The 14,101-nt window shown below is 28.2% G+C and carries 12 protein-coding genes; all 12 read right to left on the minus strand.

The window, feature by feature from the left end:
- Positions 1-60 precede the first annotated feature (60 nt).
- The 12 genes from rpsO to rseP all read right to left on the minus strand — a co-directional run bounded on the left by rpsO (position 61) and on the right by rseP (position 14,094).
- Positions 61-330, minus strand: coding sequence for a 30S ribosomal protein S15 (rpsO, locus tag JL105_RS05185; RefSeq protein WP_132027318.1), 270 nt, complete (start codon positions 328-330; stop codon positions 61-63).
- Positions 331-427: 97 nt separating this feature from the next.
- Positions 428-1,387, minus strand: coding sequence for a bifunctional riboflavin kinase/FAD synthetase (locus tag JL105_RS05190; RefSeq protein WP_132027316.1), 960 nt, complete (start codon positions 1,385-1,387; stop codon positions 428-430).
- Between the two features lie 10 nt (positions 1,388-1,397).
- On the minus strand, positions 1,398-2,291 hold the full coding sequence (gene truB, locus JL105_RS05195; RefSeq protein WP_132027314.1) for a tRNA pseudouridine(55) synthase TruB: 894 nt from the start codon (positions 2,289-2,291) through the stop codon (positions 1,398-1,400).
- Positions 2,292-2,298: 7 nt separating this feature from the next.
- Positions 2,299-3,285 (minus strand): DHH family phosphoesterase, encoded by a 987-nt coding sequence (locus tag JL105_RS05200; RefSeq protein ID WP_132027312.1) that lies wholly within the window; start codon positions 3,283-3,285, stop codon positions 2,299-2,301.
- Positions 3,278-3,655, minus strand: coding sequence for a 30S ribosome-binding factor RbfA (gene rbfA / locus JL105_RS05205; protein ID WP_132027310.1), 378 nt, complete (start codon positions 3,653-3,655; stop codon positions 3,278-3,280). Before rbfA ends, JL105_RS05200 begins: the two co-directional genes overlap by 8 nt.
- A gap of 14 nt (positions 3,656-3,669) precedes the next feature.
- A complete protein-coding gene (infB, locus tag JL105_RS05210; protein WP_420485354.1) occupies positions 3,670-5,580 on the minus strand; it encodes a translation initiation factor IF-2 in 1,911 nt (636 codons plus the stop codon).
- 99 nt (positions 5,581-5,679) lie between these two features.
- Positions 5,680-5,955, minus strand: coding sequence for an RNase P modulator RnpM (rnpM, locus tag JL105_RS05215; protein WP_132027306.1), 276 nt, complete (start codon positions 5,953-5,955; stop codon positions 5,680-5,682).
- 16 nt (positions 5,956-5,971) lie between these two features.
- Positions 5,972-7,024 (minus strand): transcription termination factor NusA, encoded by a 1,053-nt coding sequence (gene nusA / locus JL105_RS05220; RefSeq protein WP_132027304.1) that lies wholly within the window; start codon positions 7,022-7,024, stop codon positions 5,972-5,974.
- Positions 7,025-7,039: 15 nt separating this feature from the next.
- Positions 7,040-7,504 (minus strand): ribosome maturation factor RimP, encoded by a 465-nt coding sequence (locus JL105_RS05225; protein WP_132027302.1) that lies wholly within the window; start codon positions 7,502-7,504, stop codon positions 7,040-7,042.
- Positions 7,505-7,668: 164 nt separating this feature from the next.
- The gene (locus JL105_RS05230; protein WP_132027300.1) at positions 7,669-11,946 is read right to left on the minus strand and encodes a PolC-type DNA polymerase III; all 4,278 of its coding nucleotides are present in this window, start codon (positions 11,944-11,946) and stop codon (positions 7,669-7,671) included.
- A gap of 80 nt (positions 11,947-12,026) precedes the next feature.
- On the minus strand, positions 12,027-13,076 hold the full coding sequence (gene ispG / locus JL105_RS05235) for a flavodoxin-dependent (E)-4-hydroxy-3-methylbut-2-enyl-diphosphate synthase (protein WP_132027298.1): 1,050 nt from the start codon (positions 13,074-13,076) through the stop codon (positions 12,027-12,029).
- A gap of 4 nt (positions 13,077-13,080) precedes the next feature.
- Complete coding sequence (gene rseP / locus JL105_RS05240) at positions 13,081-14,094, minus strand: RIP metalloprotease RseP (protein WP_132027296.1); 1,014 nt, start codon at positions 14,092-14,094, stop codon at positions 13,081-13,083.
- Positions 14,095-14,101 lie beyond the last annotated feature (7 nt).

Raw genomic sequence — 14,101 nt, forward strand, 5'->3', positions numbered from 1 at the left:
ACCTATTGATAACATTAAAAACACTAAATAAATCAATAGAGCGGGAAGTCCCCGCTCTTATTAACCTCTAATACCAAGTTTTTCAATTAATTCACGATATCTTTCAATATCTTTCTTCTGTAAATAATTTAAAAGTCCTCTTCTCTGTCCTATCATTTTAAATAAACCTCTTCTTGAATGATGATCTTTCTTATGATTTTTTAAATGTTCAGTCAGTGAATTAATCCTGTAAGTTAAAATTGCAATTTGAACTTCTGGAGAACCAGTGTCATTTTCATGCAATCCATATTCTTTGATAATTTGAGCTTTTTGTTCTTTAGTTAATGTCATCTTTTTACCTCCTCTTTCTTAAAATTCACCATTAGCTAAGTAAATCGCCGAGGAAACGATAAACATAGCTAAAGGTACTTCTATCAAAAATATGTTATCATATATTTATCAATTTGTAAATATATTCATCAGTGATTTCTTTTTTTACATAGCATATATCTTTTTTTATTTGTTCTATTAATTTTTCAGTTGTATCAAATTTAATATCTTCTCTTATGAAATCCATAAACATTATTTCAATTATTTTCCCATATATATTGTTATTAAAATTTAATATGTGATTTTCAACTTTAAAATTTTTTTCATTAAAAGTTGGATTAAAACCTATATTAGTTAAGCTTAAATATTGTTGATCTTTTAATACAGTAATAGTTTTATAAACTCCATTTTTAGGTATGATATAATTATCAATAGGATTAATATTAGCAGTAGGAAATCCTAACTTTGTTCCTCTATTGCTACCTTTAATAACTTGCCCTAATATTGTATAATATCTTCCTAAAAATTTGTTTGCTTTTTTTATATTCCCCTCCATCAATAATTGACGTATTCTTGTACTACTTACTATTTCATTATCAATTGTTATCGGCCTAATAATATTAGTTTTAAATCCTTTCTTGATTCCTAGCTCCTTTAAATATCTACAATCACCCACAGCTTTATATCCAAATCTATAATCAAAACCAACTGTAACTAATTTTGCATTTAATAGATCTATTATTATTTTATCTACAAACTCTTCTCCTGAAAGTTTCATAATATTTTCATTAAAATTAAGAGTAAATACTACTTCTACTCCTAAATTTTTAAGTATTTTTAGTTTTTGTTCATTAGAAGTAAGAATAGGCACAGATTTTGAATTTTCCTTTAATACATTCTTTGTATGATTTTTAAATAGCAAAACTCCAGGTTTTAAACACATCTCAATTGCTTTTTGTATATTATCTTCTATTAAATATTTATGACCTATATGAACACCATCAAAATTACCTAAGGCTATTGCTGTTTTATACTCACTCTTATTACTTAAATTTAAATCTAAATCTATAATTTCCATAACATCACCTTTATATTAAAACTTTGTTCATTTTTAAATAGAAAGTATTATTTTCTTCAATAACTTTACCTATTCCAATAAAAGTATCCTTAGAATATATTCTTAATAAAGAATCTTTATTATAATTATTAAACATAGTTTTAGATATAGAAACACGAGCACCATTTCTTAATTTTTCAAAGTATCTATCCTCCATAATCAACTTATCTAAATGACTCAAAGCTTTATCCATTGGTAAAATAATATCCTTAATATCTTTTTTACTTAAACTTTTTATATAGTCAATACTATAACTATCTTCAACTTTAAAATTGCCTACACCTATTCTCATAAGATAAGACATATAACCATAGGTGCCTAAAACTTTCCCTATATCATCACATAATGTCCTTATATATGTTCCCTTTGAGCATTTTGTATAGAAAATAATTTTTTTATTATCAATGTTCTTCAATATTTTCATATCATAAATAAAAGCTTCCCTATATGCTCTTTTAACAACTTTACCCTTTCTTGCTAATTCATATAATTTTTTCCCTTGATGCTTCAATGCGGAATACATAGGGGGCTCTTGTAATATTTTACCTTTAAATTTATCAAATGCATTATATATTTCTTTCTCACTAACTTCCTTTAAAGAATAGTTTATAACTTTACCGTCTATATCTAAGGTATCAGTAGCCAATCCTAAACTTAATTCTCCAACATATTCTTTATCCATATTAAGTAGATATTCACTAATTCTAGTAGCTTTTCCAATACATAAAAGAAGAACTCCAGATGCATTTGGATCTAAAATACCTGTATGTCCGATTTTATTAATTCCTATAGTTCTTCTCATTATATTGACTATATCATGAGAAGTTAATCCTTTTGGTTTAAAAATGTTAATTATACCATTCATATTTAAATCACCTTAAAGCTATATTTATTTCATTTTTTATTTCATTAAGAATAAGTTTCTTTGCTTCTGCTATAGTAGCATAAATAGTGCAACCAGCAGCTTTTTTATGACCCCCACCATTAAATTTAGTGCATATCTTTGAAACATCAATTTTTTTCTTACTTCTTAAACTAGCTTTTATTTCATTGTATTCCATTTCTTTCAATAAGACAGCAACTTCTACGGAATTTATATCTCTTACAAAGGATACTAACCCCTCTGTATCTTCCAACTTTGCATCATTCTTTTTAAGCATGTGCTGAGTAACCGATATTACACCTATCATGTTATCCATAAACAATTCCAAACTGTTTAAACAATCTATAAATAATTTTGTTTTTTCAATACTTTTGCTTTGATATAAATTAATATTTATATCTTCCATGTCTATTCCAATTTGTAATAGTTCAGCAGCAATCAAATGTGTAGCATAAGTAGTATTACTATACATAAAACTTCCTGTGTCTGTACTAATTGCTGTATATAAACAAGTAGCAATATCTTTATCTATATTAACACCAATCTTATTAATTAATTTATAAATTAACTCTCCTGTAGCAGCAGATTTAGGAGATACTATGTTTATATGACCAAAGTTAGTGTTTGAAATATGATGATCTATATTTATAACATTATTAGCTTTTAAAGCAACTTTCTTTCCTATACCTAATCTATCCATATCACTACAATCTAAAGCAATAAAAGTATCAATACCTTCATCTATATCATGCTCTTTTATAAATTCTATATTTGGCAAAAATAAATATTTTTGTGGAATGTCATCTACTCTTAGTAATCTAACATCTTTATTCATTTTCATTAGTGCCATTCCTAAAGCCAAAGTAGAACCTATATTGTCTCCATCAGGTTCTACATGAGAACAAATACATAATTTATTAGAGTTTTTTATTACATCAATAGCTTGATTTATAGAAGATTTTAAATTATTATTCATTAGAATTTCTCCTTTTTTCTTCATCCTCTTTTTTTACTTTATCTATTAACTTAGACATATATATTCCTCGTTCAATTGATTCATCTAAATAAAATATAGGTTCTGGTGTATAACGCAAATCTATTCTATTACCTATTTCTTTTCTAATAAAACCTTTAGCACTTTCTAAACCTTCCAATGTATCATCTTTAGCTTTTTGATCTCCTAAAACAGATACATATATATTAGCATAGCTTAAATCCTTAGTTACCTCTACTTTTGTTACACTAATCATTGGACTTATGCGTGGATCCTTTACTTCCATTGTGAGTAATTCTGATACTATTTTTTTAACTTCTTCTGATATTCTATTAATTCTTCTGGTATCCATGGAAATCACACCCCTTACTGTTCAACTTCTTCTAATATATAAGCTTCTAATATATCTCCTTCTTTTATATCATTATAATTTTCAAGAGCTAAACCGCCTTCATAACCGCTTAATACTTCTTTAACATCATCTTTAAATCTTTTAAGTGATGATATATTACCTTCAAATATTACAATATTATCTCTAAGAAGTCTAATTTTGCTATTTCTTGTAATCTTGCCATCCTGAACGTATATACCAGCAACATTACCAACATTTGGAACTTTAAAGGTAGCTCTAACTTCAGCCCTACCTATAACTTTCTCTTCATATTTTGGCTCTAACATACCTTTAATGGCTGCTTCAATATCCTCTATAGCTTCATATATAACTCTATAAGTTCTAACATCAACATTTTCTTCCTTTGCTATATCTAAAGCATTTTGTGTTGGTCTTACATTAAAACCTATAATAATAGCATTAGAAGCTGCAGCCAACATTACATCACTTTCAGTTATACCTCCAACACCTCCGTGAATAATATTAATTTTTACTTCTTCATTTTCTAGCTTTTCAAGAGATTGTTTAATAGCATCTATAGTTCCTCTTGCATCAGTTTTTATAATTATATTTAATTCCTTAATTTCACCTGATTGTATTTTTTCAAATAAATCATCCAAAGAAACCTTTTGCGTAATTTTTAATTGCTCTTCTCTTTCTAATTCTTTTTTCCTTTCTGCATATATTCTAGCAGTTTTTTCATCTTCTACTGCATATAAGATATCACCTGAAAGAGGTACTTCAGATAATCCTAAAATCATCACCGGAATAGAAGGACCTGCTTTTTTTATATTTTTCCCTTTATCATCAAACATAGCTCTTATTCTACCACTTGTACTACCACAAACTACTACATCTCCAACTTTTAATGTGCCTTTTTGAACTAATACAGTAGCTACAGGTCCCTTTCCCTTATCTAATTGAGCTTCTATTACTGTTCCCATTGCCTTTCTATTAGGATTAGCCTTTAATTCTTGCATCTCTGCCACAAGCAATATCATTTCTAATAAATCATCAATACCTTCTTTCTTTAATGCTGAAACTGGTACATTTACAGTGTCTCCACCCCATTCTTCTGGAACTAATCCATATTCTACTAATTCTTGCCTTATTCTATCTATACTTGCATCTGGTTTATCTATTTTATTTATTGCCACTATAATAGGAACATTAGCAGCTTTAGCATGATTTATTGCTTCTACTGTTTGAGGCATAACTCCATCATCAGCTGCTACAACTAATACTGCTATATCCGTAACTTGAGCACCTCTTGCTCTCATAGATGTAAAAGCTTCATGACCTGGAGTATCTAAAAATACTATTTTTTTACCTTTAATATTAACAACTGAAGCACCTATATGCTGAGTTATCCCACCAGCTTCTTGCTCAGTAACATTGGTTTCTCTAATAGCATCCAGTAACGAAGTTTTTCCATGATCAACGTGTCCCATTACAGTAACCACAGGTGGTCTAGGTTTTAAATCCTCTGGATCATCTTCATAATCTAAATTAAATTCATCTTTTATCTCCAAAGATTTAGACCTTATAATTTTGAAACCTAATTCTTCACCTATAATACTTGCAGTATCGAAATCTATGGATTGATTTTGATTAGCCATTATACCTAAGTTTATCAATTTAGTTATTAATTCTGCTGGAGTAATACCTATCTTATCTGCTAAATCTTTAACCACAATTGTATCTTCTACTTCTATAACTTTTTCTTCTTCCTTTTTTTTATGAGTTCCATTTGTCGATTGTTTTTCTTTTTTTCCTTTATCTTTTATTTCACCTGAAATAAGTTCTTTAATTGTTTCAGCTTCTTCATTCTCAATTGTAGCCATATGGCTATTAACGTTTATTCCCATTTCCTCCATTAATTCCATTAATTCCTTACTGGTAATTTTTAGTTCCTTTGCTAATTCATATATTCTTTTTTTTGTCAAACTATACACCCCCAATATTTTTACAGGTGATGATTGATATTATTCTTTAGAAAATTTTAATATTGTATCTTTTAATTTATCATATATTTCATCTGGTATGTCAATATCTAATGCTTTTTTAAGTTTTTGATTACGTTTTGCATTCATAAGACATTCTTCATTTAGACAAATATATGCTCCTCTACCATTCATCTTCCCCGTCAAATCTACTTCTATATTACCTCCTTTATCTTTAACTACTCTAATCAGTTCTTTTTTAGGCTTATTTTCATGACAGGCTACACATTTTCTCATTGGAATTTTTCTTTTTTTCAAATTACCACCCCACTATTTACTCTGAAATAAAATTATCTTTATATTGACTTTCACTTTTTATGTCTATTTTCCAATTAGTAAGTTTTGCAGCCAATCTTGCATTTTGCCCTTCCTTACCAATGGCTAGTGATAATTGATAATCTGGTACTACAACCAAAGCCGATTTTTCCTGTTCATTTACCTCAACTTTCAATACTTTTGAAGGACTTAAACTGTTAGCTATAAATTCCTCTATATTTTTACTCCAAACAATTATGTCTATTTTTTCACCATTTAATTCTTCTACAATAGCCTTTACTCTGCTCCCTTTAAATCCAACACAAGCTCCAACAGGATCAACATTTGGATCCCTTGAAAAAACAGCAATCTTAGTTCGTGAGCCAGCTTCTCTAGATATAGCATATATATCTACAATACCATCATGTATTTCTGGAACTTCTAACTCAAATAATCGTTTAACTAAACCTGGATGAGATCTTGATAGAATAATTTGTGGTCCCTTTGTTGTTTTTTTTACTTCCAATATATATAATTTTAATCTATCGCCTTGTTCATATATTTCTCCCTCAATTTGTTCTGAAGGAGGTAATATTCCTTCAGTTTTTCCTAAATCTATATACACATTATTTCTACTTACTCTCTGTACTGTACCTGTTATTATTTCATTTTCTCTATCAGCAAATTCTTCATATATTACATCTCTTTCTGCATCTTTAATTCTTTGAATTATTACTTGTTTTGCCGTTTGTGCTGCAATTCTTCCAAAATTCTTTGGAGTAATCTCTATGTTTACTACATCACCTAATTGATATTTATCATCTATGTTTTTAGCATCCTCTAAACTTATTTCCATTAATTCATTTTCAACTTTTTCAACTACATTTTTTTTTGCAAATACCTTTACTATTCCAGAATTTTCATCAATTTCTATCTCAACATTTTGCGATGATCCAAAATTTTTTTTATAACTAGAAATAAGTGCTGATTCTAGGGCCTCTAATATTATTTCCTTTGATATTCCCTTTTCTTCTTCTATCTCTTCAAGGGCTTCAATAAACTCTATATTCATTAATCCAAACCTCCTCTAAAATTTAACTACCAATTTAATATTTGATATAATATCTCTTTGAATTGCCCTTTCCTTTTGATTTTCTTCGATAATGATAATATTTTCCTGGGTGAAACTTGCTAATTTCCCTGTATATTTTTTCTTACCATCTATATTTTTATATAAACTCACTTCTATTTCTTTTCCAATATTTCTACGCAAATCTTTATCCGTCTTTAATGGTCTATCTAATCCTGGAGATGAAATTTCTAAATAGTAGCTATTTTTTATAATATCAATTTCATCTAGCTTATTTCCCACTGCCTCACTAACTTTTTGACAATCGCCAATAGTTATGCCTTCTACATTCCCTATATAAAATCTCAGAAACTGTTGCCCATTTTCTTTTATAAATTCTATATCCACTAAATCGTATCCTAAGTCTTCAATTATAGGCTCACAATTTTCCTCAATAATTTTAAGAATATTTTTTTTATTCAAAATATCACCTCCACTTTAATATATATCTATTTTTTGTTCAATATTTAGAAATATACCTTTCAAATATATATATCAAACAAATAAGAGTGGGGTAACCCACTCTACTTAAGAATAATTAGCCTAATTGTTGTACCAACTTAATTATATCATATAGTTTAAAAAAATCAAATATTAAAAAGGCTTATTTGGTTACTTTCTGGTAAATTCAAAAGACAACCATGTTCTCTCAAGGCTTCTAAAGCAGTTTTATTTACCTTCGCTCTAGATATTAAATCTTCAATAGATAAAAATTCAGCAATATTTCGTTCCTGAACTATTTTTCTAGCTACTGTTTCTCCAACTCCTTCAAGGCTCTTAAGAGGCGGTATTATTCCTTTATCGCCAATTATAAATTTGTCACTATGAGATTTATATAATTGGACTTTTTCAAAATTTAATCCCCTAGCATACATTTCTTGAACCACTTCTAACACTGTTAACTGATTTTTCTCCTTCGCTGTTAAGTTATTCAAATTATTTTCTAATTCCTTTATTTTATTATCTATAGTACCTTTACCTTTTAGAACTAGTTGGGCATCAAAATCTTGAGCTTTCGTGGTAAAATAAGTTGCATAGAAAGCTTCAGGATAATGTACTTTAAAATATGCGATTCTAAAAGACATCATTACATATGCAACAGCATGAGCTTTAGGAAACATATATTTAATCTTTTTACAAGAATTTATATACCAATCTGGTACGTTAAAGGATCTCATATATTCTTCATCTTCTTCTGATAAACCTCTGCCCTTTCTCACATTTTCCATAATTTTAAAAGATTTCTTTTTATCTAAGCCCAAATGAATTAAATATAGCATAATATCATCTCTAGTGGAAATAACCTGATTCAAAGTTGCAGTTCCATTTCTAACTAAGTTTTGAGCATTATTTAGCCATACGTCTGTTCCATGAGATAGTCCACTAATACGTACCAACTCTGAAAAAGTATTTGGTTGAGTATCTATAAGCATTTGTCTTACAAATTTAGTTCCAAATTCTGGTATACCTAAAGTTCCTACATCTGTATTTATGTCTTTGGGATCAATACCTAATGGTTCTGTACTAGTAAATAATTTCATAGTTTCTTTATCATCTAGAGGAATAGATTTAGCATCTACACCTGTAATATCTTCTAACATTCTTATAATTGTGGGTACATCATGACCTAATATATCAAGTTTAAGTATTCTACCACTAATAGAATTATAATCAAAATGTGTGGTTATTACTCCAGATTCCTTATCGTCTGCTGGATATTGAATAGGTGTGAAATCATGTATATCTTTATATTTAGGTACAATCATAACTCCTCCTGGATGTTGTCCAGAAGTACGTTTTATTCCGCTGCAACCTTGAACTAATCTATTTATTTCTGCTGGATGGACACTTATACCTTTTTGTTCATGATATTTTTTTACAAAACCATAAGCAGTTTTTTCTGCAATAGTGCCAATAGTACCAGCTCTAAATACATAACCTTTGCCAAATAGTTCTTCTGTATATTTATGAGCTTGAGATTGATATTCTCCTGCAAAATTTAAATCAATATCTGGTTCTTTATCGCCTTCAAACCCTAAAAATACTTCAAACGGTATGTCATGACCATCTTTTTTAAGTAAAGTTCCACATTTAGGACAAACTTTATTTGGTAAATCAACTCCTGAACCTACAGGACCATCTTCAATAAATTCACTGTATTTGCATTTAGGACATACATAATGAGGAACTAAAGGATTTACCTCAGTAATACCACTCATCGTTGCAACAAAAGATGAACCCACAGAACCTCTTGAACCAACTAAATATCCGTCTTTTAGAGATTTCCATACTAGTTTTTGAGCAATTATATACATTACAGCATATCCATTATTAATTATAGAATTTAATTCCTTATCTAATCTTTCTTTAACTATATCTGGTAATGGATCACCATATATTTCCATGGCTCTATTATACGTAATTTTCTTTAATTCTTCATCTGCTCCTTCTATAATTGGGGGATAAGTGCCTTCAGGAATTGGTTTTATATTCTCTATTTGATTTGCTATTAAATTACTGTTTTTTATTACTACTTCTTCTGCTTTTTCTTTACCTAAATATTTAAATTCTTCTAACATTTCTTCTGTAGTTTTAAAATAAAGAGGAGGTTGAAAATCTGCATCAGAGTACCCTTGCCCTGTCATTAATATCTTTCTAAATATCTCATCTTCTGGATCTAAAAAATGTACATCTCCTGTAGCTACAACAGGCTTATTAAATTTATCTCCTATTTCTACAATTTGTTGATTTATACGTCTTAGCTCATTTTCATCTTTCACAATTCCGTTTCTTAATAAATGCATGTTATTTCCAATAGGCTGTATTTCTAAATAATCATAAAAATTTACTATATTTTTTATTTCATTAACATCCATATTTCTTAGAATAGCACTATATAATTCTCCTGCTTCACAAGCGCTACCAATTATTAATCCATCTCTATATTGAGATAATAAAGATTTAGGAATTCGTGGTCTTCTGTAAAAATAATTTAAATGAGATTCAGAAATAAGTTTATATAAATTTTTTAATCCCTTTTGGTTTTTAGCTAATATTATTATATGATAGGGCTTCTCTTTAGAGATATTTTTATTTGTTGATAATTTATTTATTTTATAAAAATTATTTATATGATTCTTATCTAGTATATTCATGCATTTTAAAAATATCTCTCCTGTTGCTCTTGCATCATCTATTGCTCTATGATGATTAACTAAATCTACATTTAAATATTTAGCAATTACATCTAGTTTATATTTCTTAAGTTGAGGGAATAAAGCTCTTGTAAGCTCAAGGGTATCAAGAACTGGATTGTCTAATATCTTACCTAACTTTAAAAATTCTTCTCTTATGAAACCAATATCAAAAGAAGCATTATGAGCTACTAATACACTATTTTGAATAAATTTCTCAAAACATGGTAAAACTTCTTCTATTCTTGGTTTATCAGATACCATTTCGTCGGTAATTCCAGTGATATTTACTATATTATTTGGAATAGGTATACCAGGATTTACTAATTGGCTAAATTCATCTATGATTACTCCTTCTCTTATTTTTACTGCTCCTATTTCAGTTATTTTATCATTTATTGGTGACAAACCTGTAGTTTCAATATCAAATACTACATATGTATTATAATCTTTGCCTTTTTCATAATTAATTACTATGGGTTTATTATCATTTATTAAATAACCTTCAACACCATATATGATCTTTAAATCTAATTTTTCACCTACTTCCATAGCCTCTGGAAAACCTTGTACTACACCATGATCAGTAATAGCTATAGCTTTATGTCCCCAACTTTTAGCTCTTTTAGCTAAACTTTCAAAACTGCTTATACCGTCCATTGCACTCATTTGAGTATGTAAGTGAAGTTCTACTCGTTTATCTTTACAATTATCTTCTCGTTTTATTTTCTCCAATATATTTAATGACTTAAGCATTAAAACCAAGTGTTTTGAAAAATTATCGAATATAATATCTCCTTCTACTTTTACATATAAATCTTCATGTATATTCGCTATAAATTCATCAAATTGTTTTTCAGTTAAAAACACCTTTATGGTCATAGAATCCGTAAAATCTGTAATATTGAAAGTTACAAGTTTTCTATTTCCTCTAATATCTCTTGTTTTTAACTGAAATATTTCACCACATATAATAGCCGTTCCTGTATCTGATGTAATATCCTTAATTTTTATAGGAGAACCATCAATCTTTTGACCAAATACATAATCTAGATTAGAATTTATAGATTTTTTTTCTACATTTTTTTTATTACTATTGTTGCTATTGTTTAAAGTTTCTAAAGATATTTCTTTCTCCTCTTCTATGGTTTGCTTTATAATTGCATCTTCATCTTCAAATACTTTTGTTTTATCTAATTTAACCTCTATATCTACATTAAACTCCTCTATTATTTTTCTTTTAATTTTTAATGGAATTTTGTTTTTTTCTAATGCATAATTTATAATCCTGTTTTTACCATATATTGTAAGAGTGCCATCTTTAAATTTATAGCTTAAATCGTCTATCCAAGAACTACTAGAAGGAATTTCTTCTTTTATTAAATACAATATATTTCCCCAATATATATCAATTATATTTTCAATGCTATCTTGAATATTATATTCAACTATTAAAGATATATTAAAATTATAAAATTGAGATTTTAATATAGATTTTACATATTCTAATACTTTCTCATCAATAATTTCATTAGATTCTAATATTATTTCAATAGTAAGGTTTTTCCTGTAAAATTTCACATTTTTAACAAATAGGGAGTCTATTTTATAATTTATATCTATATTATTCTTAACAAATATTTGTGATAATTGTATGTTCCCTTCTTCCATTTCTAGCTTCTCCCCCTTTAACTTTCATAGGATATTTTTTTATTATTCAATATAACTGAGCCTTTATAATCTAATAATTCCTAAATATTTTCTATTTCTTTTAGAAGCTCATCTATTAAATGCTCCTCTTTAACTTTTTTAATAATTTTGCCCTTTTTAAATATGAGACCTTCTCCTTTTCCACCAGCAATTCCAATATCTGCTTCTTTTGCCTCTCCAGGACCATTTACTGGGCAACCCATAATTGCTACTTTTAAAGGTTTTTTAATATATCCTAACTTTTCTTCAGCTTCTTTTACTAAATTTACAAGATCTATATTTGTTCTCCCACAAGTAGGGCAAGAAATAATTTCAATACCTTCTTCCAATAGACCTAAAGATCTTAAAATTTCACGTCCCACCTTTACTTCTTCTATTGGATCACCTGTAAGAGATACCCTTATAGTATCTCCAATTCCCATATAAAGCAAAGTACCAATTCCAACAGAAGACTTAATAGTTCCCCTCCATATGGGACCCGCTTCAGTAATTCCAAGATGTAATGGATAATCGACTAAATCAGATATTTTTTGATATGACTTTATAGTTAATAGTACAGAACTTGCTTTCAATGAAATTTTCATATTTTCATAACCTAATTTTTCTAACAATCTTATTTGCTCTAAAGCACTATATACCATAGAATCTTCATTAACTCCACCATATTTTTCTAAATATTCTTTTTTAATAGATCCAGAATTTACTCCTATTCTTATAGGTACTTTTCTATCTTTACAAGCCTTCACTACTTCCTTAACTCGTATTTCTGAACCGATATTGCCAGGATTTATTCTCAAACAGTCTGCACCATTTTCAACTGATGCTATAGCTAATTTATAATCAAATTGTATATCAGCAATAAAAGGTATGTTAATTTTAGATTTAATTTTATTTATAGCTTTTGCATCATCTAAATCAGTTATAGCTCCTCTAACTATATGGCATCCAACTTTCTCTAAATCCTTTATTTGCTTTATAGTACTTTCTATATCTTTAGTAATTGTATTGGTCATAGATTGAACTGTAATAGGGCTACCTCCGCCTATTGCTACATTGCCAACCATAATTTTTCTAGTTTTTTTCCTTTTCATAACATCACCTTCTAAATAAATTAAATCTAATAATATCAGAATAGGTAACAACTATCATTAAAGCAATTAATAAAACAAATCCTATAAAGTGAATAAACCCTTCTTTTTCAGGGTCTATAGGTTTTCCTCTAATCATTTCTACAACTAAAAAAACTATCCTACTGCCATCTAGTGCTGGTATTGGTAAAAGATTAAAAAACCCTAAATTTACACTAATAAACCCCAATAAATATAATAATTCTATTATACCGTATTTAGCTGTCTCTCCTATTGTATATATTACACCAACAGGTCCTGAAAGATCTTTAGTACTTACCTTACCTCTAAATGCCATTTTTATAAATTCAAACATAAGTTTTAATATATACCCTGTTTTTTGAAAGCCACCTTTTATGGCTAATAAGAAAGACTTTTCGAACTTAGGTTCTATACCAATAATAACTCTATTTTCCTCACTTATCTCGGGTTTTAGATTATATTTAATAGTTTTTCCTTTTCTCAATATAACTATATCTATGTATTCTTCTGGATTAGATTTACTTATCTCTTCTGATATTTCATCCCAACTATTAATTTTTTCCCCATTGATACTTATTATTTGATCTCCGCTTAAAATACCAACTTCCTCTGCAGGAGAACCTTCTAGTGTTTTATAAACAGTTGTACTAGGCATTCCAACACTATAAGATACAATAGAAAATACAATTATAGCTAATATAAAATTCATAATTGCACCAGCTGCTACAACGGCTATTCTAGATAATGGAGAAACATTATTAAAACTTCTTGGATCATTGGATTTTTCATCCTCTCCTTCCATGCTTACATAGCCTCCTATAGGTAAGATTCTAATAGTATATTTAGTTTCACCTTTAGTCTTTTGTAATATCTTAGGTCCCATTCCAATTGAAAATTCGTTAACTTTTATTCCAACTGTTTTAGCCACTATAAAATGTCCAAATTCATGAAATAAAATAACCATTAAAAACACAAATATTGCTGCTATTATTGTTAACATATTTATC

The sequence above is a fragment of the Keratinibaculum paraultunense genome, assembly GCF_016767175.1.
Classification (GTDB): Bacteria; Bacillota; Clostridia; order Tissierellales; family Tepidimicrobiaceae; genus Keratinibaculum; species Keratinibaculum paraultunense.

Coding starts and splice junctions, on each gene's coding strand:
- JL105_RS05230 (WP_132027300.1), bottom strand. CDS start 11,946: ATGGAAGAAGGGAACATACAATTATCACAAATATTTGTTAAGAATAAT.
- truB (WP_132027314.1), bottom strand. CDS start 2,291: ATGAATGGTATAATTAACATTTTTAAACCAAAAGGATTAACTTCTCAT.
- rseP (WP_132027296.1), bottom strand. CDS start 14,094: ATGTTAACAATAATAGCAGCAATATTTGTGTTTTTAATGGTTATTTTA.
- JL105_RS05200 (WP_132027312.1), bottom strand. CDS start 3,285: ATGAATAATAATTTAAAATCTTCTATAAATCAAGCTATTGATGTAATA.
- nusA (WP_132027304.1), bottom strand. CDS start 7,024: ATGAATATAGAGTTTATTGAAGCCCTTGAAGAGATAGAAGAAGAAAAG.
- ispG (WP_132027298.1), bottom strand. CDS start 13,076: ATGAAAAGGAAAAAAACTAGAAAAATTATGGTTGGCAATGTAGCAATA.
- JL105_RS05190 (WP_132027316.1), bottom strand. CDS start 1,387: ATGGAAATTATAGATTTAGATTTAAATTTAAGTAATAAGAGTGAGTAT.
- rpsO (WP_132027318.1), bottom strand. CDS start 330: ATGACATTAACTAAAGAACAAAAAGCTCAAATTATCAAAGAATATGGA.
- infB (WP_420485354.1), bottom strand. CDS start 5,580: ATGGAATTAATGGAGGAAATGGGAATAAACGTTAATAGCCATATGGCT.
- rbfA (WP_132027310.1), bottom strand. CDS start 3,655: ATGGATACCAGAAGAATTAATAGAATATCAGAAGAAGTTAAAAAAATA.